We start from the raw sequence: 20,229 nt of genomic DNA on the forward strand, positions 1-20,229 counted from the left end.
TACCCCGATTATGGATAAGAAATACATGGTTTATTAGGTTTAAGTTGGTAAGCAATAAGAGCAGAGAATAGAGAAGTAAAGAAATTAATAGGTGATCGATGTCTGGAAGGAGTAATATTAAAATTCTCTTTTATGTAGCCAAAAATGGTTTCGATAATGAATCTCTTCCTTAAAAGGATTTTATCCAAAAGAGGTAATAAATAGTTTTTCATATCCTTTCTTATTCCGGTAATTTTTATTAAACCTTGCTTATAAAGTTTTGTAAACATTTTTTCTGAAATAAACCCCTTATCATCATAACACTTACCTTTTAGACCTTTTTGATAACCATTGCTTCAAATGCAATTCTGTCATCAACATTACCTTTGGTAATTTTAACAGCAATAATTTCTCCCTTATCATTGATTATCATATGAAGCTTGAATCCAAAAAACCAATCGACAGAACTACGTCCCATTTTTGCAAGATTATTAAAAGTTCTGTTAGAATTAATTCTGATATTTTTACATACTGCAAAATGTGTGGAATCTGCATAATAAATTCCCGTTCTTTTCCCACTTAAGTAATGTAACATCACAATCAATGGCAGAAATAATGAAGGAATAAGCTGAACAAATCTCTCATAACAAGGTGGATTCCTGAACAAATTACCATTAATAATAAAGTTTTGGTAATAAGCTTTTAAATGTTTATATGCACTAAAATGGTAAAAATCATTATTGAGAGTTCTTCACTTAAGGAAAGCTTACCTTCTCTAAATCTTTGCTTATTACTTTTCAGCAATTGATGTTTTACCCATTTCTCATAAATTTTACAAAATTTATCTACTATACAAAATATTGTAGTATATTTACACATGTTATTAAACCTTTATTTTATTCCTTCAGTGCCCTATTTATATAAGGTTTAATAACTCTTGCAACCTTCCTTCCTCTCTATTCCTTATCCATAATCGGGGTTAAGTTAGTTATTTTGGTTTTGTTATATATCTGCTTCTTGATGTCATTCCTAGCTAAAAGCGGCGTTGTTGCATGGCTTATTTATGTCATTCCCGCTTTTGCGGGAATGACATAGGAAAGTTTGATCATAAGCGGTTAAACTTAGCTATTTTATGGAATAATTCACAAGTATTTTGTAATAACGATAAACGATTTTGAGCGATCTTTGAATCAGAGTCATTAACGAGTACATTATCAAAAAAGCTAGTAATCGGAGTTAATAGAGATGATAATAAATTTAAGGCTCTCTTATAATCTTTATCAGCTATACTATCTATAATTTGCGGAGAAATTTTTTGGATTACTTCAAATAATTCTTTTTCAGGTTGTGTAATAAAGAGACTTGCATCAACTAAGCCGGTAATTTTCTGACCATCAATTATATTGCTAGCTCGTCTGTAAGCATTTAATAATTGCCTTCCTGCGTCTTCTATTAAAAATTCTTTTAACGCATCAAGCTTAAATTTTGTATCCACTAAATTTAAATCAAGAACTGCATTAATTAACGCAATATCATAGTCATTTTTAAAGTAAAATTTTACTCTTTCTTCAAAGAAAGATATTATTAAATCCTTATTTTTATCAGATGAATCTTTATATAAGTTTATAGAAAAATTAATTAAGCTATTTAAATGTAATTCTAATTTATTCTCAAGTATTATTCTTATTATACCAAGAGCTTGACGTCTTAAGGCATATGGATCACCTGAGCCTGTCGGAGCTTCGCCTGCTATCATCAAACCTACTAAACTATCTAGCTTATCGGCTAAAGCAAGCAAAGCAGCATTTCTGCTCGGTACATTATCATTAAGTCCTTGAGGTTTATAATGGTCTTTAATTGCTGTGGCTACTTCTTCATTTAACCCTTCATGCTTTGCATAATAATAACCCATAATACCTTGCAACTCAGGAAATTCTCCGACCATCTCGGAAACGAGGTCACTTTTGCAAAGTTTCGCTGCCGTAATTAAATCTTTATTATTTGGAGCTATATGCTTACAAATTTTAGTTATACGCTCCACTTTTTCTCTTAAATTACCAAGTTCTACATGAAATGTTACAACTTCTAATTTGCCTAATCTTGATTCTAAAGTTTTAGCTATATCCTGCTTATAAAAATATAAAGCATCCGAAAGACGTGCAGATAGTACTTTTTCGTTACCTTTAATAACGAGGTCAGCATTTGCAAATCTACCATTACTGACAAAGAGAAAATACGGTGCGAAATTTCCTGTTTTATCAAATAAACAAAAATATTTCTGATGCGTACGCATCGAAGAAATAAGTACTTCTTTAGGTAACTCTAAAAATTTTTGTGGGATTTTTCCAAGTAACACAACGGGAAATTCACTAAGCCCTGCTACTTCTTCGATTAAACGATTATCTTCTTTTATGTTTAGATTATGAGAATTTGCCAGTTCCAGTAAACCGGTTTTAATTACTTTTTCTCTCTTTGTTCTCTCTAAAATAACATGATTTTCTAAAAGCTTATTTCTATAATCTTCAAAATCTGTTACTTCTAATTTTTTATTATCAGTAAGACGATGCCCGTACGTAATATTATTAGCGGTTAAATGCCCAAATTGCAGTGGTAGTACTTCACCGTCAAATATACATAAAATATTTCGTAACGGTCTAATCCATTTTATTTTGTAATTGCCCCAAAACATCGATTTTGCCCAGCTATATTTATTAATAGCCTCTATAATAATCTCCGGCAAAATCTCTTTTATTTCTCTTTCTTCTGTTTTTTTGACAAAGAAATAATATAGCTGATTATTAATTAATTTAGTAGAAAGCTCTAATTTACTAACATTATGAGCTTTACAAAAGCCGTTAATAGCAGCTTCCGGTGCTTCCGTGCTAGGCCCTTTAATCTCGAGTTCTTTTGATAACGTTACTTTCGGCAAGTGAGTAGCATGCAACGTTATTCTACGAGGCCCTGCAAATACTTGTACTTTTGCAAATATTTCGTTTTCTTCAAAAATTTTCGTGAATATGTTTAAATAACCCTCTTCAGCATTTTTTTGCATTAATGCAGGTATTTCTTCACTAAATAACTCTAATAATAATTCACTCACCACTTAACTCCAACCATTTTATACAACAAATTCTAGCTAAATGACGTACTCTTAAAACATAAGAAGCACGCTCAGTTACACTAATCACACCTAATGCATTTAGTTGATTAAATGCATGACTTGCCTTAAGGCATTCATCATAAGCCGGCATAGGTAAATTAGCTTTAATTAATCTCTCACACTGTTCTTCGCTATCCTTGAAATGTCGCAGTAACATTTCACTATCGGCAAGCTCTAAATTATATTTTGAAAATTGCCGTTCAGCTTCGAAATCCACTTCACCGTATTTTAAAGCTTTTTCGCCTACTTGCCCGTTCCAATCAAGCTCTTTTACTTCATCAACACCTTGAATATATAAAGCAAGTCTCTCGAGTCCATAAGTGATTTCACCGGCAACGGGACGGCATTCAATACCGCCGATTTGCTGCATATAAGTAAATTGCGATACTTCCATACCGTTACACCATACTTCCCAGCCAAGCCCGGCAGCACCTAAGGTTGGCGACTCCCAATCATCTTCAACAAATCTGATATCATGAATTTTTAAATCTATGCCTAAACATTCTAAACTTTCAAGATATAGCTCTTGAATATTATCCGGTGAGGGTTTTAAGATAACCTGAAATTGATAATAATGTTGCATTCTATTAGGATGCATGCCATACCTGCTATCCCCTGGTCTTCTTGATGGCTGAACATATGTAACAGACCAAGGTTTGGTACCAAGGCAGCGAAGCACAGTTGTAGGGTGAAACGTACCGGCTCCGACATGGGCATCGTAAGGCTGCAATATTGCACAACCGTAATCCTGCCAGTAATTTTGCAAAGCTAGTATAATTTGCTGAAATGATAGTTTTTTCATAAAAAATGCATTGTCATACCGCGACTTGATCGCAGTATCTAATAAAATCAATATAAATTATTTGTATATTTAAATGGATACCGCGATCAAGTCGCGGTATGACACATAACACAGAAATCTTAATAATACTCCTTGCCAATCTCGATCTTAGGGCGATTGTTTGCTACTCGCCAATCGTTAGTATCACGGAAAGAATAAACACAGCCGCAAAATTCTTGTTTATAAAAGTTCTCTTCTTTGGCAATTTCGTACATTCTGCTAGCACCGCCGTCTTTACGCCAATTATAAGTACAATAGGTTACCCCTTCATAATGAGACGCAGCCCTAGTTCCTGATTCATTAATTTGGTTCATATCTTTCCATCTAGAAATACCAAGCGAGCTAGTTATAACCTTAAAGCCGTTTTCATAAGCATATAAAGCCGTACGCTCGAAACGCATATCAAAACACATTGTGCAGCGTTTACCTCGTTCAGGCTCAAACTCCATCCCTTTAGCTCTTCTAAACCAATTTTGTGGATCGTAATCCGCATCGATAAATTCTATATTATGTTTCTCGGCAAACTTAATATTTTCGTTTTTACGAAGCTCATATTCTTTTTTAGGATGAATATTAGGATTGTAGAAAAAAAGTGTAAACTTAATGCCGGTATCGATCATTTTTTCCATTAAAGGGCCAACACAAGGAGCACAACAACAATGGAGTAAAACCTTGCTTTCACCGTTTGGTACTTCAAAAACTTCGCTCATATAAGGTTCTGTATATTAAATTTAAATTAATCTATTTTAGCTCTTTTTAACTGCAAATTATAAGATTTTTTTGAAATAGGAACTGCTATTCCTGCAAAAATCTTATTAATTTTCGCACAAAAATATTTTAAATTTTATACACAGAACCTAGTTTACCAAATTCTTTTTATAAGTTTCTTTATAGAATTTTAGGATTATAGAAGATAACAAGGCAAGTGCAATTAAATAATATGCAATAGCATAATTGTCTCCGGTAACTTTCGTTAATATCATTGCTAACATTGGAGCAGTACCGCCAAATATAGCAGCTGCAAGGTTGTATGAAAGTGCAACACCGGTAAATCTTATGCTAGTCGGAAATATCTCTACTAAAACCGTTGGGATAGGTCCCATATAAATGCTAATAACTCCGGCAAATATTACTTGAGATATTATAGCTAAAGTAAAATTCATCGATCCTAAGGCTACAAAAATAGGATAGACTGATAAAATTAACAAGATAATCCCCCATATTAGTACAGGACGCCGCCCCACCTTATCCGAAACATACGCAGATATAGGAAATACTATCATCATTACGATTAATATTATACTACTAACAATTGTGCTTTGCTGATTAGTATAACCGAGTGTTTGCATAAAATTACCGATAAAAACCGTAGAAGTATAAAAAGGAGCAGTTACGGTAATATAAAGACCAAGTGCGATAATTAGTTCTTTTGGGTATTTTGTTAATGTTTCTCGTAAAGGAAAACGTGCTAAACGTCCTGTTTCGTTAGCTTTTTTATAAATAGGACTTTCTGCTAGGTTTTTTCTAATATATAAACCTACGGAGCTAATAAATAAACCGGCAATAAAAGGTATCCTCCAACCCCATTCAAATAGCATATCGGCAGGCATAAAATAAGAAAAACCGGCTGCTGTACCAAGTCCAAGCAGCATACCGCCGCACATACTAACGAATGAGCTACTCCCCGCAAGTCCTCGCTGCTCGAACGAAGCATGTTCTACAATATACGAAATACAACCGCTAAATTCCCCTCCTAAAGAAAAACCTTGTATGAGTCTGATAATAGTTAAAATAATAGGAGCGGCAATTCCAATAGTTTTATAACTTGGTAAGAGACCTATTCCGGCAGTCGGTATTGCCATAGTTATAATACCCATAACCAAAGCAGTACGTCTACCGAATCTATCACCGATATTACCGAAAATAATACCGCCGAGCGGTCGTACTACAAAGCCTGCAGCAAATACCACAAAAGTTAAAGTCTCTCGCATTTCTGAATCCGGAAAAAAATGCTGCCCTATAATATAAGCAAATTGAGCATATAATGCATAATCATACCATTCTAAAGCGTTGCCGATCATGCCGGATATTATTACTTTTCTCATTAAGTTATTTTATTGATTTTAAAAAAGATAATAATAAGAGTAATATTTTATATTCTCAAGTAAAAAATAGCTTTATGGCTTTGTTGCATGGCTCAGAAAATGCACTCGCTGTCATACCGTGGCTTGTCCACGGTATCCAGAAAAGCAATTTAAAATACTAATAATTATTAGTATTTTAAGCTGGACCCCGTGATTAAGTCACGGGGTGACAGTGGAAAAATCGATTTATACAACAAAACCCTATCTATGTTTTTCATTAACCACTTTCTTAGTTAATTTAGCATTTATTTGAGAAGGAGAAACTTTAATATTTTTTTTGATGTTTTTTGTTTTTTCTTGAGATAGAAGACTTTCTTTATCATTTTGTAATGTTTTCATAAACTTATCTATATTGCTTTGTTCTAATTTTATTGCATTATCATTATTTAAAATTAATCCTCCAATTTTTTCACCAAGTTCAGGTGCATATCTGACGGCAAAAATTGATGCCGGTACAACTATGATAGAAAAAGCCGCTCCCGCAGTCGCAACACTAATTGCTCCGACTAATAAAGCACAAACAGCACCGGCGATTTTTCCGGTTGCTTGTTTAAATATATTACTTTTTTGTGTAAATGCTAAAGACATCTCTAATATTTTATTAAATTCTTTCTTTATATAGATGGTTGCTTCATCAATATTATTATATTTCTTCATTGCATACATTATAGAAGCCTTAAATAATTTTTTGTGAGATTCCACATAATTTATTATTTTGTCAAAATTCTTCTCTTTTAAAAGAATTTTAAATATATTTTTAATTTTTTCTTTTTCGGTACTATTTATTTTTTCATCTCCAAAATAAACTTCTACAAGATTTTCTGCTATTATATCTTGTGATTGCTCTAAAATATTATTCTTATTTTGCTCATTTTCGTCTTCAGAAGTAATCATTATTGCAAATAACTCTAATGCTACGGAAAAATTATCATCGTTAATAACCCACATACCTAAATAATTTTTGAGTCTAGAAATACATTTATTAATATATTTTTCAGCTTCTGGTTTAGAATTAAGCCTTAGCGTATAATCTATAGCAAGCATATTTGCAATAGTAGAGCAAGTAGATTTTGTAAGATTATTGACAAAATTATTAACAATATCTTTTTTAAATAAATTAGTATTTACGTTATTAAGTACTATTGCATTATTCATTTTAGTAATTTATTTTGAGGCTAATTCTCTGATATATAATATCAATTTAGCATAAATAAGATTAGGAGTGTGATTTACTGAAAGTTTATAGATATTCTTAGGCGTTAACACTTTTTCATTACGTACTCGTACAAAAGATATAAGAGTATTAGGAGGCATATAAGAATAAATTTCAGAGAATATTTTTAGAAAAGTCAAAAAATCTGCACATGCATATTTTATATTTATGCTATAATTATTTACATGAATCGATTCACCTTCTCCTTCAATCACCTGAACATTATTTTTAAAAAATACTGAATTTATAGATACATCTATAGGTTCTACTAAATCATATTTATTGCTTAAGCTTTTTATTTTAGGAATTAGTTCTTGATAATTTAAGCAACTCACACTACTTGGCACGCTTAAATCTACATATTTTTTGTAAGATTCTAATATTTTTTCTTTAGAGTTAATGACAGAATAAAGCTTTAAAACTTCCTCTGTTAGATTTTCTTGTGAAACTTGTTTATCAAGAATAGATTTACTGTATTCTTGCTGGAAATTTTTTATTATCCAGATAGTTAAGGAAATAAAGAAGAAATATATAATAAATTGAAAGAATATAAGATTCTTTAAATACATAATATATTTTTCAAACATTTTGTGCTTACCTTATTTTATTAGTGTAGAGCAGTTTTTTCGTCATTGCGAGCGACTGCAAGGAGCGTGGCAATCTCATCAAATATCCTGAGATTGCTTCGTCAATTACTTACGTAATTTCCTCGCAATGACGACTTGGTATCCTTGCAGTAATGACACAGTTGTTATGTCTTATCATCAACTATATTAACCGATAAAGGAATTACTACCTTACCGAATATATCAAGTATTTTATCCTTATATATAACATAATCTATCTGCAAATTAGATAATTTATTTTTTACGTTTTGCATATGATCATCTAGCATCTTTAGAGATTCATCTACCGATAGATTATTAGTATGATATTTAAGTATTAATTTGATTATTAATTGCCTCTTAGAAACTAACAAAATATCATCTATATTTGTTAATTCCCATTTAATTTCTTCTAATTTAAAAGCCGGATTTAAAGTAATTATTAGCCTTTTAAGTAAATCAAACGGCAGTGGCACCGGTGCTTCTAGTAATTTTTCTATTACATATAAATCAGCTAGGCTAGTAGTATTTTTAATATAAGGATATTTATATTTTATACTATCATATTCTTGATTTGTTGCATAATATTTTTCATTAATAGAGTTTATGTCTTTGCAATTCTGTTTTGTATTATATTTGATAATACCGACCACTAATATTAATATTATAAGTAATGCACTATATAATTTAAATGTCAGATCCTTTATAGTAACTAGTTTTTTTATTGATTTTAAATTATTATTATAAGCGGGAAAACTCTTATATTCTAGAAACAGCCTACTAATATTCGTATCTATAAATCTTTCTTTTTCTAGAGTTTGCTTATTTAGTATATTATCAACCGGTATAAAGATTACAGGGCGATCTTCAAAATTTGTTGATTCTAATAAAGATTTTAACTCTTCATCTACTATAAGAATTATACAGGCTCTTTGGTCAAGATTACTTATATAGTTTTTAAATAATATCAAACAATCATTAATTTCTTGTTCTATAATACCTTGAACATAGCCGGTTGTTTTATCAAATGGATACTCAAGATTTCTAATTGTTATTATATTATTTTTATGTTTGATAATAAATTTTATACCGCTAGCTTGTGATGCATATACACAAATTTGAAAATAATCGTTATATTTATCATTTTCTATATTCTGCACTATTTTATTTATAATAACTTTTAGCTCTAACGTTAAAAAGTAAATTCCTTTTAAATCAAGCGATCTTTTATCTATAATGCATGAAATTATATCACTTAAAGGTGTTTCAAATGGACACGACATAATTAAAGTCGACCAAATTTCACTTGGGATAGTAGTAATTTCGTAAACACAATGTGCTATAATGTCTTCTTTATCAAAATAACCCTCAATAAATTGTTCAATAGGATCAAGTTTAACTATTGACTGTAATATAGGTATTTGATCGTGCCGTGTTTTACATTCGCTGCCGTCAAGTAAAAAATAAATATCGCTTTTTGGAAATTTACTAAAAAAGTTTTTATAAGGATTTAAGTCTATCTGTTCCTGAGTAGGGATAAATAATTTATCTAATAATTTATTATCGAGAAAAGTACTAAGAAATACACCTTTATTACCTAGTAACACCACAATCTTTTTTCTTTTGAAAGAAAATATTTTTAATTTTGTAGCAAATTGAACAAAATATAATTTGATCGAATCAAAAATATTTTTCATAAATAAATTTATTTTAATCATAATTCAGTGTATTTTTTACTATACTGGACGTCATTTCTGCATGGATACCGAACCGTCATTGCGAGCGACTGATAAGGAGCGTGGCAATCTCAGGACTTTGGCACGAGATTACTTCGTTAATTACTGCGTAATTTTCCTCGCAATGACGAAAAATGATCCACCCCGGAATGACATAACATTAAATAATATATTTTACCATGACTAAATTTACCACCGAAGAAGTTAGAAGTAAATTTATAACTTACTTTAAAGCAAATAATCATACACATGTACCGGCTAGCTCGTTAATTCCACACAATGACCCTAGCTTAATGTTTGTTAATTCCGGAATGGTACAATTTAAAAATGTTTTTACCGGACAAGAAAAAAGACCTTATAACAAAGCGGTAACTAGTCAGAAATCTCTTAGAGCCGGCGGTAAACATAACGACCTTGAGAATGTCGGTTATACTGCAAGACATCACACATTTTTTGAAATGCTAGGTAATTTTTCATTCGGTGACTATTTTAAAGAACGAGCCATATATTACGCTTGGAATTTATTGACTAAAGAATTTGAACTCCCAAAAGACAAGCTTTATGCAACAATTTATCATACCGATGACGAAGCAGCTTCTTACTGGAAAAAAATAGCAGGATTTGGGGATGATCGCATAATAAGGATTAAAACAAACAATAATTTTTGGTCTATGGGCGATACTGGTCCTTGCGGTCCTTGCTCTGAAATTTTTTATGACCACGGAGAACAAATATACGGCGGGCTACCTGGCACTAAGGATGAAGACGGTGACAGATTTATCGAGATTTGGAATATGGTATTTATGCAATATGAACAAATCGATAAAGATACTAGAATAGAGTTACCGCAAAAATCTATCGATACCGGTATGGGTCTTGAGCGTATGACGGCAGTATTACAGCATGTTAACAATAATTATGACATAGATTTATTTCAGGAAATAATTAATTTTACCGAAAATATAGTAAAAGTGAAAGTAGAGGGAGAAGCTAAATTTTCTTACCGAGTTATTGCCGACCACTTACGAGCAAGTAGCTTTTTAATAGCTGACGGCGTTATCCCTTCAAATGAGGGGCGTAGTTACGTACTTCGCCGCATTATGCGAAGATCCATGAGGCATGCTCATATGCTAGGTAGCAAAGAGCCGTTAATGTATAAATTACTGCCAAAACTTGTTGATTTAATGGGGAATGTTTATCCTGAACTTAAAAGAGCAGAAAGCTTTATAAGCAGTATCTTAGAACAAGAAGAAATTAGATTTAAAGCCACATTAGAACGTGGTCTAAAGCTTCTTACCGAAGAAACAGAAACGCTAACAAAAGGTAATGAATTATCAGGAGAAGTAGCGTTTAAACTATACGATACTTACGGATTTCCGCTTGATTTAACCGAAGATATTCTAAAAAACCGTGATATTTCCGTTGATCACAAAGGGTTTGAAGAGCAAATGCTTATGCAAAAAGAACTTGCTAGAAAATCTTGGCTTGGCTCCGGTGAGTCCAAAACCGATCAACTATGGTTTGATATCAAAGAGCAGCATGGTAGTACGGAGTTTTTAGGATATACGCTTAATGAAGCAGAATGTAAAATAATTGCATTAATTAAAGATAATAATTTAGTTAATGATATAAAAGAGATAGATACGCAATTTCTGCTAATCAGCAACCAAACACCTTTTTACGGTGAGTCCGGCGGTCAGATGGGTGACATTGGGACAATATTTGCAAAAGATTCTGAAGTAGAAGTAATAGATACTTTAAAATATTTAGGCTCTATTATAGTCCACAAATGTATTTTGAAAAAGGGGCAGATTAACGTAGGCGAGAATGCTAATTTTAGTATAGACATAAGATATAGGCAGAATTTAAGAATTCATCACTCAGCAACGCATATATTACATGCAGTACTGCACGAGGTACTTGGTAAACATGTTACACAAAAAGGTTCGTTAGTCGCTCCGACTTATTTACGCTTTGATATTAGCCATTCTAAAGCTGTGACTAATGAAGAAATCACTTTAATCGAAGATAAAGTAAATGAGATTATTAGAGATAATCATGAAGTAAATACTACATTAATGGCAACTGAAGATGCAGTCAAACAAGGAGCTATGGCACTGTTTGGCGAGAAATACGACTCTGAAGTAAGAGTAGTTAAGATGGGTGAGACTTCTTTAGAATTATGTGGCGGTACACATGTCAGACGTACCGGTGACATCGGTTGCTTTAAAATCACAAGCGAAAGTGCTATAGCGGCAGGGGTTCGCAGAATTGAAGCAGTTTGCGGTGAATTCGTAATTAAATTAATGAGAGAAAAAGATAATTTACTTAAATCGGTAGAAAGCAGTTTAAAGACTAATAAAAATGAGCTTATTACCAAAGTTAATAATATTTTAGAGCGTAACAGAGAACTTGAGAAAGAGTTAGAAAAAACTCATTTAGCTAGTTTAGATTTAAGTATAGAACAAATTGAAAAACAAGCTAAACAAATAACAGGAATAAAACTATTACACAAAAAAGTAGGAAATATAGAAAATAAAATATTACGCCAGGCTGCCGAAAATTTAACAAAAAAATTAGAAGATTTAATAGTGGTATATATTGCTGAGGGGATTGGTAAATTATCTATTACGGTTGCGGTGAGTAAAGCTATAACAGACAAATACAATGCAGGTATAATTGCAAAAGAACTTTCTTTATTCTTAGGCGGCAGCGGCGGAGGTGGACAAGCAAGCCTTGCTCAAGCCGGTGGGAATGATATAGGTAAGCTAACTAACATCCATGAAAAATTATATAGTTTATTAACAGTGTCGTAGTGTACTAATTTAGGTGTACAAGTTACGACTTAATCTGACAGAGTTGAGTAATCAGGCAGCTTGATGGGCAATCATCAAATTGTCTGATATTCTCTCTATATTACCAATATTTTTATCTATATTACCAATATTACCAATATTTTTATCTTTAGCAATATAAAGTGAATCTGTAAAAGATTGCATTGGTGTTTTACCAAAGCAATGTTTACCGGAATGAGGTCTTGCATTATTGTAACTCACAAGCCAGTTATCTATATCTGTTTGCAATTCATCAAGTGAATTATAAAATTTTTTGCGGAATAGAATGTGATAGCACTCTTCCTGCATAGTTTTATGGAAACGCTCACAGATACCGTTGGTTTGAGGACTATATGCTTTAGTTTTGGAATGATCGATATTCTCAATGCCAAGATATAGTTGGTAAGCATGGTTTTCTGGTTTTCCACAATATTCCGTACCTCTATCAGTTAATATTCTAAGCAGAGGGATATCATGGTTTGCAAAGAATGGAATAACCTTATCATTTAAGTGGTCTGCAGCTGTAATAGCCGTCTTTTCGGTATAGAGTTTACAAATAGCTACTCCTCAATAGGTATCGACAAAAGTTTGCTGATAAATACGGCCTATGCCTTTAATATTACCAACATAGTAAGTATCTTGTGAACCAAGGTAGCCAGGGTGCATAGTTTCTATTTCACCACTAGCTTCACGTTGGTTTTTAACTTTTTCAAGAACAGCAAGTTGATTATCACTTAAAACAATACCATCATTTGCTACTTTAGTCTCTAGAGCTTTTAGACGTTTTTTGAAACTTTCTAAATCATGACGTAACCACACAGATCTAACTCCGCCACCAGAAATGATTATCCCACTCTTGCGTAATTCATTAGCAGCACGTTCCTGACCAAATGCTGGAAATTCAACAGCTATATTAACTACAGCATCCTCTATATTTGCGGGCACACGATTCTTAATGCAAGCTTTACGTCTAGTCATCTCATATAGAGCTTCCCCCCTCCCCACCTTGATCATGGAGCTCTTTGTAACGATAAAATGTATCCCTGCTATAACCCATTACTTTGCAAGCTTGTGATACATTCCCTAATTGTTCAGCGAGTTTTAATAAACCGATTCTTGGCTTTATGATTTTTTCTTGATATGTTGTCATCTGACAGTCTCCTTTTTAGTAGGTTGTTAAAACTTGCCAGGTACTATCTTATCTTTTTTCTTCGTACCCAACAATCCTTAACTGTCAGATCAATTCTTTACTTATGGATACCAAATCGTCATGAGCTAAGCAACTAAAGATGTTGTTGCGTGGAGCAGTTTCACCTCTGTCACCCCGTGGCTTGACCACGGGATGACACAGTGGATTTTCCCGATCTATGCAACAATACCATGCGGGAATGACATAAGAGCCGTGTTAAAACGGCATTTTAAAGCCTGGTGGTAAGCTCATACCGTTTAAAGCTCCTGATAAAGAATTTTGAGAATCTTCATCACATTTTTGTTTAATATCGTTAAAGGCAACTTTAATTAAGTCCTCAAGCATTTCTTTTTCTTCTGCTTTTAATAAAGATTCATCAATTGAAATCTTTTCAACTTCGCCTTTACCGGTTGCAATAACCTCAACAAGTCCACCGCCGGCTTTACCGGTATATCTTGCATTTGCCATTTGCTCTTGAGCTTCTTGCATTTTCTTTTGCATTGATTGGGCTTGCTTTAAAAACTGATTAAAATTTACCATAATTCTATCCTATATATTTTTTAGCTTTTAAGTAAAATATCCGAAATTGTTATATTTGGGAAATGTTTTTTAATTAAACCAAAATCGTTACTTTCTTCAATCTTACCGATTAACTGATTCTTTAAGGTTTGCTTGTTCTGCTCTTTTATTATTACTGTCTCAAACTTTTCACTAGTAAAAGCAGCTAACAAATCTTCTATTTGTTTTTTTATTTTGCTTGTAACTTCAAGACTTACGAACTCTAATCTATTATTACTGAGATTTTTAAGTTCCGTATGATTGAGCAGGAAATAATATATATCTATCTCATTATTTTTATATAGATATTCAAGAAAATCTACAATTTCAAATTTTTTTTTTATTTCCGGATTAATTGATTGATTTAAATTTTGATTATTACCGTTGAAATCTGCAAGTAAGGGTAGCGACGTCGAATATATAGATTTTATAACTAACATTTCCGTTTCTGTTAGTTGGTTATAGGAAATTTTTATTTCCCCTACTCCCTTATTATATATTTGCCATAAGATTGATAAGTGCGGCAAGCTGGTTTTATCTAATATGCTTTTAGTTTTATCATTAAATGATTCATATATAGGCAAACTATAATTAGGTAACATTTTTACTTTATTAAGATAAGCAATAAAATCTGCTACCGATTCTATAAAAATCTCAAGATTAACCGAGGAACCATAAAGTTTATTTATTAAATTTATAGCTTTTTCCGTCTCTCTGTGGATAATACATTCGACAAATTCTATTATAACCGAACTATCGACAAGCCCAAGTATTTGATTAATTACTTGAGGACTAATTATATTGTCAGATTTCGCCGACATACTAGCTGCTTGATCTAAAATAGATACTGCATCACGTGCTGACCCTTCCGATTTGTAAGCTATAATTCTTAGTGCTTCTATATCGGTTTTTAAATTTTCTTTCTTAGTTATATATTCAAGTAGCTTAAAAATCTCTTCAAAACTCAACCGCCTTAAATCATAACGTTGACATCTTGAGATAATAGTTGCAGGTATCTTTTGTACTTCCGTCGTTGCAAAAATAAATATTATATGAGGCGGCGGTTCTTCCAAAGTCTTAAGAAGTGCATTAAATGCCCCTTTAGAGAGCATATGCACCTCATCAATGATGAAGATTTTATGTTTACCTTGTAGAGGTTTATACTCGGCGGATTCTATAATTCTACGTATGTCATCTACGCTAGTTTTACTTGCCGCATCAATTTCGATTATATCAGGGTGATTATGATTATTAAAGCTGATACAATTTGTACATTCTTCACATGTTTTAATAGTCGTATTTTCAGTAATTAAAGCAGAACAATTTACGGCTTTGGCAATAATTCGGGCGGAGGTAGTTTTACCGACTCCTCTAATACCTGTTAAAAGATAGCCTCCGGCGAGCCTATCGTTTAAAATAGTATAGCTTAAAACTTTGACTAATACCTCTTGGCCCTGAAGCTCGGCAAAGTTACTAGGACGATATTTCCTTGCAAAAGGAATATACTGATTAGATGAATTTATATCGGTCACGATTGTTATAAGACTTTTTATGTCATACCTCTTCAGGCATCGTTGCGTGGATCAATTTCACCGTTGTCATCCCGCGACTTGATCGCGGGATCCAAAAAAATAACTTATAATAGTAGTAATTTTAGTATTTTTACTGGATACCGTGGTCAAGCCACGGTATGACAGTGAATCGAAGTAAATGCTAGTAATGACCCACCGAATCCCACTCCGGCTGCTTCCTTTCAGACCTGACCGACTAAACAGGTACAATGCCCACTACTAGCGTAATTAACATAACCTGTTTATTTTCAAGAAACAATATATTTTTTTTCTATTTCCGATTTTGTTAATCTTTCAGGCGGACCGAATATTTCAGGGTTTTTTAATTTAAACAAATCATCGGAAAATTTTTGTACTTTAGCTACTTTATCAAAAGTAATAGTAACTATATTGTTATCTTCAAATATTTTTAATGCTTCAATTTGTTTAGTAGCTGTATTAAAAGTAATTTCACTACGTTTTTCTGTTAGAGTATGATAGATAGTAATTTTAGAAATATTCCCTTCATTAACTACCGATTCAAAAACAAAATCCTTGTCAAAATGCTCATTATCTTCTAATAAAAAATTAAATGTATTTTTGCTTCTATTAATACGGCTTACTTGTTCCATATCATAATCATACATCGATACGAAATTTTTAGTACCTATTATGACTAAAGGGAAAGGTGGATAATAATTACATCTAAAATTATAAGGTTTGTGGATTAGTAATTTTCCTTTAACTATTTTACCGTACGAATCTTCTTGAGTAAAATCTATCACAACCGACTTTATAGTACGTAGATAGGTTTTTAGCTCCGAAATAGCTGTTTTATCACCTGCCCCAAATGCTAAGTTTGAATTCACAAAAAGATAAGTAATGATTAGAAAAAATATTTTTTTCATTTTCGTTGTTTTATATTTTAAATTATGTTTAAAATACCTTATGTATTCAGTTAATGCAAAATATAATTAGTATTTATGAAAATCGTTGCTTTAAAAGAAAAAGCCAAGCATGAGACACGAGCCGCTATAACGCCTGAAGTAGCAGGATTGCTAGTCAAAAAAGGCTATGCGGTTACGGTAGAAAAAGATATAGGGCTTCATGCCGGTTTTCTTGATGAAGAATATGTCGCTCTAGGTGCTAAAATATCTTCGGTACCACTCGAAATTATTTCTGATGCAGATATTATATTAAAGGTGCAACCTTCATCCGTTACGGATAAATATAGCGAGCTTGAATTTGCAAAAAAAGGAGCAATTATTGTAGGATTATTGTCGCCTTATTTAAATCATGAATATATAAAAGCGGCAGCTAAAAAAAATCTTACGACTTTTGCTATGGAGTTTGTGCCGAGAATTACTAAAGCTCAAAATATGGACGCTTTATCTTCTCAAAGTAATTTAGTTGGTTATAGAGCGGTAATTGAAGCAAGCTATCATTACACAAGGGCTTTTCCTATGATGATGACGGCAGCAGGGACGATTTCACCATGTAAAACTTTGGTACTTGGTATCGGTGTTGCCGGTCTTCAAGCTATTGCAACGGCAAAAAGACTTGGTAGCATTGTTGCAGGATATGATGTAAGAGCTGCTACCAAAGACCAGGTGGAAAGCTTAGGAGCTAAATTTGTATCACCGGAACTACAGGAAGATTTACAAGATAAATCAGGCTATGCTCACGAGAGTTCAGAAGATTACAAAGCTAAACAAGAAGAGTTTTTAGCAAAAATTATTAAAGGATATGATATAGTTATTACTACTGCACAAATTCCCAGAAAAAAAGCACCTCTGCTTGTTACGGAAAAAATGCTAGAATTTATGAAGCATGGCTCAGTGATTGTTGATATAGCAACCTCTACAGGAGGAAATGTGGAAGGGTCAGAACCGGATAAGATCGTTACTAAGCATGGAGTTACCATAATAGGCTTCTCAAATCTTGCTACTAAAATTGCTACCGACAGCTCAAAATTATATGCTAAGAATTTGTATAATTTTCTAACCTATGCATTGCAAGACGGTAAGTTTAATATGGATGATGAGTTAGTACGTGATATGTTGATTACTAAAGACGGAAAAATTGTGAGTGAGAAAATTAATGTCATTCCCGCATAGGTATTGTTGCGTGGATATTGAAGGTCGTCATTGCGAGGAAATTGCATAGCAATTGACGAAGCAATCCAGTAAAAAATTCTGATTTACAGAATTTTTTACTGGATTGCCACGCAGTCTATTACGACCTTCAATATCCACGCAACAATACCTATGCGGGAATGACATCGATCCTTAAGTTGACACCCATGTGCGAAAGCAGGAATGACATAATAAGAGAGAAATATGAATCAATTACCAATAATGGCTAAACAGGCAGCTGAAATTGCCCATAATACCCAAGAATTATCAGACAAATTAAAAGATTTGGTAATAGATACTAGTTGGCAAACAAACACAAGTACTATAGACCCGCTAGTATTTGCTATAACTATTTTTGTATTAGCTTCTTTTGTGGGCTATTATGTTGTGTGGAAAGTAACGCCTGCACTCCATACTCCGCTTATGTCTATTACTAACGCTATTTCAGGTATTATAGTTCTTAGTTCTATGATTGCCGCAAGTAGCTCTGCTTTTGGGTTTTCCGGTCTACTGGGGTATTTTGCAACGCTGCTGGCTTCTATAAATATCTTTGGCGGATTTATAGTAACAAAAAGAATGCTCGAGATGTTTAAAAAGAAATAACTATTGTTATACTCACGTCGTCATTGCAAGTGGGCATTGTTGCGTGGATCAATTTCACCTCTGTCACCCCCGTGGTCAAGTCACGGGGGTGACAGAGGTGAAATTGATCCACGCAACAATGCTTTGCGAGGAGCGAAGCGACGTGTCAACCTTGTCAAGCCTCCCGAGATTGCTTCGTCAAAATTTTCAATATCTATAGTTATTAGGCAAAAAAATCAAATTAAAGTTCTACTTCTTTATATTCAACTGTAACTACTTCGTATGATTTCGACCCTTTCGGTGTTGTAACTTCTACAAAATCACCTACCGATTTTCCAATCAAAGCTTTTGCTATAGGAGAAGCGATTGAAACTCTTTTTCTAGTTATATCGGCTTCATATTCTCCTACAATAATATATGTTACTTCTTCTTCAGTATCGTCGTCGATCAAAGTAACCGTAGCCCCGAATTTTATGTTATCTCCCGATAATTTGCCAATATCAATAATTTCCGCTCTTGCCGTCATATCTTCAAGCTCTTTAATACGCCCTTCTATAAATGCTTGTTTCTCACGTGCTGCTTCATATTCCGCATTCTCGGATAAATCGCCGTGTTCTCGTGCTTCGGCTATATCTTCACTAATTTTTTTACGCTCTACATGTTTTAAATGTTTAAGCTCGTGTTCTAATTTTTCAAAACCTTTAGCTGTGATAGGAAATTTTGTATTCATAATTATATTGTATAGATTTAGTAATTTTAGTATACTATTTTCAATAATATAGATTTCAGTAAGTATATTTGTAATAGTTAAATTTGTCAAATAAGCCTTTTTAATTATTTGGCATTGCCTAAATATCGTCATTGCGAGTGGGCATTGTTGTGTGGATTGGTGAAACCCACTGTGTCACCCCGTGACTTAATCACGGGGTCCAGAAATATAATTTAAAACTAAATAATTTTAGTATTTTTTACTGGATCCCGCGATCAAGTCGCGGGATGACAACGAGAACTAGGTCCACGCAACAATACTTTCTCGCAATGACGTAGGCATTGTTTTTCACATATCTAAAAACATATTAATGATTCTATGGAAATTAAAGATTTTGACTTTGAGAAAAAGCGTAAAATTTTCCACCTATCGGCTATAATATTTCCGCTGCTTTATTTATTTATTCCAAGAACCGCTATTACGTTATTATTATTTATAATAACGGTTATTACATTATATTTAGATGTGTCACGTCATAATAATGCAAAAATTAGCGAATTTGTAACTAGATTTTTTTCAAAAGTTATAAGGCTCGAAGAAAATAACAGTTCTTTTGCTTTAAGTGGCATTAGCTTTATGATGCTCGGTTTTTTCTTAACTGCTCTTCTTTTCCCTAAAAATTTAGTGATTTGTTCGTGGTTGATTTTAATTATTTCAGATTGTTTAGCGGCTCTTGTCGGCGTTAAAATAGGAAATAGCTTAAGTAACGGTAAATCGGTATCAGGTTCTGTTACTTTCTTAGCTTCTGCAATTTTTATAAGTATATTAGGGTATTTCTATTTAGGGTACAATACGAGTTTTATTATTATCATTATAAGTTGTATAGGGGCTACAGCAGCTGAATTTTATTCAAAAGATTTAAGAATTAACGATAATTTATCTATACCGCTTTCTTATTGTCTTTCTACAGCTATTCTTTCTTATATACTATAAA

17 protein-coding genes, 1 other RNA gene and 1 pseudogene are annotated in these 20,229 nt (G+C 32.8%); 4 read left to right on the plus strand and 15 right to left on the minus strand.

Translation table 11 applies throughout. From position 1 onward, the window contains the following. Positions 1-8: 8 nt before the first annotated feature. The 9 genes from RMONA_RS10800 to RMONA_RS01640 all read right to left on the minus strand — a co-directional run bounded on the left by RMONA_RS10800 (position 9) and on the right by RMONA_RS01640 (position 9,660). Positions 9-269 (minus strand): transposase, encoded by a 261-nt coding sequence (locus tag RMONA_RS10800; RefSeq protein ID WP_023507102.1) that lies wholly within the window; start codon positions 267-269, stop codon positions 9-11. 41 nt (positions 270-310) lie between these two features. Beyond that, the gene (locus RMONA_RS10805) at positions 311-574 is read right to left on the minus strand and encodes a transposase (RefSeq protein WP_023507103.1); all 264 of its coding nucleotides are present in this window, start codon (positions 572-574) and stop codon (positions 311-313) included. Between the two features lie 510 nt (positions 575-1,084). Beyond that, positions 1,085-3,079, minus strand: coding sequence for a glycine--tRNA ligase subunit beta (gene glyS, locus RMONA_RS01610; protein WP_023507343.1), 1,995 nt, complete (start codon positions 3,077-3,079; stop codon positions 1,085-1,087). Further along, positions 3,072-3,941, minus strand: a complete 870-nt coding sequence (locus RMONA_RS01615) for a glycine--tRNA ligase subunit alpha (protein ID WP_023507344.1) — start codon at positions 3,939-3,941, stop codon at positions 3,072-3,074. The genes glyS and RMONA_RS01615 overlap by 8 nt, the downstream gene beginning before the upstream one ends. A gap of 119 nt (positions 3,942-4,060) precedes the next feature. Continuing rightward, entirely contained in the window at positions 4,061-4,690 is a 630-nt protein-coding gene (locus RMONA_RS01620) for an epoxyqueuosine reductase QueH (protein WP_023507345.1), read from the minus strand. Positions 4,691-4,837: 147 nt separating this feature from the next. Then, positions 4,838-6,085, minus strand: a complete 1,248-nt coding sequence (locus RMONA_RS01625) for a metabolite/H+ symporter (protein ID WP_023507346.1) — start codon at positions 6,083-6,085, stop codon at positions 4,838-4,840. Positions 6,086-6,325: 240 nt separating this feature from the next. Next, entirely contained in the window at positions 6,326-7,279 is a 954-nt protein-coding gene (locus RMONA_RS01630) for an RP853 family protein (protein ID WP_023507347.1), read from the minus strand. 9 nt (positions 7,280-7,288) lie between these two features. Continuing rightward, positions 7,289-7,924, minus strand: coding sequence for a hypothetical protein (locus RMONA_RS01635; RefSeq protein WP_023507348.1), 636 nt, complete (start codon positions 7,922-7,924; stop codon positions 7,289-7,291). 164 nt (positions 7,925-8,088) lie between these two features. Next, positions 8,089-9,660, minus strand: a complete 1,572-nt coding sequence (locus RMONA_RS01640) for a hypothetical protein (RefSeq protein WP_023507349.1) — start codon at positions 9,658-9,660, stop codon at positions 8,089-8,091. 197 nt (positions 9,661-9,857) lie between these two features. Between RMONA_RS01640 and alaS the strand changes: the two genes are divergently transcribed. Next, positions 9,858-12,494: an alanine--tRNA ligase gene (gene alaS / locus RMONA_RS01645; protein WP_023507350.1), complete on the plus strand. Its 2,637-nt coding sequence runs from the start codon at positions 9,858-9,860 to the stop codon at positions 12,492-12,494. A gap of 51 nt (positions 12,495-12,545) precedes the next feature. Here the strand turns inward: alaS and RMONA_RS01650 are convergent. The 5 genes and pseudogenes from RMONA_RS01650 to RMONA_RS01665 form a co-directional block, all read right to left on the minus strand. After that, positions 12,546-13,662, minus strand: a pseudogene (locus tag RMONA_RS01650) (IS481 family transposase). Positions 13,663-13,917: 255 nt separating this feature from the next. Continuing rightward, positions 13,918-14,241 (minus strand): YbaB/EbfC family nucleoid-associated protein, encoded by a 324-nt coding sequence (locus RMONA_RS01655; protein ID WP_023507351.1) that lies wholly within the window; start codon positions 14,239-14,241, stop codon positions 13,918-13,920. Between the two features lie 20 nt (positions 14,242-14,261). After that, positions 14,262-15,791: a DNA polymerase III subunit gamma/tau gene (dnaX, locus tag RMONA_RS01660; protein ID WP_023507352.1), complete on the minus strand. Its 1,530-nt coding sequence runs from the start codon at positions 15,789-15,791 to the stop codon at positions 14,262-14,264. A gap of 174 nt (positions 15,792-15,965) precedes the next feature. After that, an RNA gene (gene ffs / locus RMONA_RS07830) (signal recognition particle sRNA small type) lies at positions 15,966-16,057 on the minus strand. Positions 16,058-16,078: 21 nt separating this feature from the next. Further along, the gene (locus RMONA_RS01665; RefSeq protein WP_023507353.1) at positions 16,079-16,717 is read right to left on the minus strand and encodes an outer-membrane lipoprotein carrier protein LolA; all 639 of its coding nucleotides are present in this window, start codon (positions 16,715-16,717) and stop codon (positions 16,079-16,081) included. A gap of 75 nt (positions 16,718-16,792) precedes the next feature. Here RMONA_RS01665 and RMONA_RS01670 point away from each other — a divergent pair, with 75 nt between their 5' ends. After that, positions 16,793-17,926 (plus strand): NAD(P) transhydrogenase subunit alpha, encoded by a 1,134-nt coding sequence (locus RMONA_RS01670; protein ID WP_023507354.1) that lies wholly within the window; start codon positions 16,793-16,795, stop codon positions 17,924-17,926. 222 nt (positions 17,927-18,148) lie between these two features. Continuing rightward, positions 18,149-18,547, plus strand: coding sequence for an NAD(P) transhydrogenase subunit alpha part 2 (locus RMONA_RS01675; protein ID WP_023507355.1), 399 nt, complete (start codon positions 18,149-18,151; stop codon positions 18,545-18,547). Positions 18,548-18,767: 220 nt separating this feature from the next. Here the strand turns inward: RMONA_RS01675 and greA are convergent, their stop codons facing one another. After that, positions 18,768-19,256, minus strand: coding sequence for a transcription elongation factor GreA (greA, locus tag RMONA_RS01680; RefSeq protein ID WP_037231004.1), 489 nt, complete (start codon positions 19,254-19,256; stop codon positions 18,768-18,770). Between the two features lie 357 nt (positions 19,257-19,613). On the opposite strand from greA, the gene RMONA_RS01685 reads away from it, so the two are divergent. Further along, the gene (locus tag RMONA_RS01685) at positions 19,614-20,228 is read left to right on the plus strand and encodes a diacylglycerol/polyprenol kinase family protein (protein ID WP_023507357.1); all 615 of its coding nucleotides are present in this window, start codon (positions 19,614-19,616) and stop codon (positions 20,226-20,228) included. The last annotated feature ends 1 nt before the right edge of the window (position 20,229 follow it).

Source organism: Rickettsia monacensis, from assembly GCF_000499665.2.
Lineage (GTDB): Bacteria > Pseudomonadota > Alphaproteobacteria > Rickettsiales > Rickettsiaceae > Rickettsia > Rickettsia tamurae.

Bases quoted from the DNA above. Each gene is read 5' to 3' on its own strand.
- RMONA_RS10800 (WP_023507102.1), bottom strand. From the start codon at position 269: ATGTTTACAAAACTTTATAAGCAAGGTTTAATAAAAATTACCGGAATA.
- RMONA_RS10805 (WP_023507103.1), bottom strand. From the start codon at position 574: ATGTTACATTACTTAAGTGGGAAAAGAACGGGAATTTATTATGCAGAT.
- RMONA_RS01615 (WP_023507344.1), bottom strand. From the start codon at position 3,941: ATGAAAAAACTATCATTTCAGCAAATTATACTAGCTTTGCAAAATTAC.
- RMONA_RS01620 (WP_023507345.1), bottom strand. From the start codon at position 4,690: ATGAGCGAAGTTTTTGAAGTACCAAACGGTGAAAGCAAGGTTTTACTC.
- RMONA_RS01625 (WP_023507346.1), bottom strand. From the start codon at position 6,085: ATGAGAAAAGTAATAATATCCGGCATGATCGGCAACGCTTTAGAATGG.
- RMONA_RS01630 (WP_023507347.1), bottom strand. From the start codon at position 7,279: ATGAATAATGCAATAGTACTTAATAACGTAAATACTAATTTATTTAAA.
- RMONA_RS01635 (WP_023507348.1), bottom strand. From the start codon at position 7,924: ATGTTTGAAAAATATATTATGTATTTAAAGAATCTTATATTCTTTCAA.
- RMONA_RS01640 (WP_023507349.1), bottom strand. From the start codon at position 9,660: ATGATTAAAATAAATTTATTTATGAAAAATATTTTTGATTCGATCAAA.
- alaS (WP_023507350.1), top strand. From the start codon at position 9,858: ATGACTAAATTTACCACCGAAGAAGTTAGAAGTAAATTTATAACTTAC.
- RMONA_RS01655 (WP_023507351.1), bottom strand. From the start codon at position 14,241: ATGGTAAATTTTAATCAGTTTTTAAAGCAAGCCCAATCAATGCAAAAG.
- RMONA_RS01665 (WP_023507353.1), bottom strand. From the start codon at position 16,717: ATGAAAAAAATATTTTTTCTAATCATTACTTATCTTTTTGTGAATTCA.
- RMONA_RS01670 (WP_023507354.1), top strand. From the start codon at position 16,793: ATGAAAATCGTTGCTTTAAAAGAAAAAGCCAAGCATGAGACACGAGCC.
- RMONA_RS01675 (WP_023507355.1), top strand. From the start codon at position 18,149: ATGAATCAATTACCAATAATGGCTAAACAGGCAGCTGAAATTGCCCAT.
- greA (WP_037231004.1), bottom strand. From the start codon at position 19,256: ATGAATACAAAATTTCCTATCACAGCTAAAGGTTTTGAAAAATTAGAA.
- RMONA_RS01685 (WP_023507357.1), top strand. From the start codon at position 19,614: ATGGAAATTAAAGATTTTGACTTTGAGAAAAAGCGTAAAATTTTCCAC.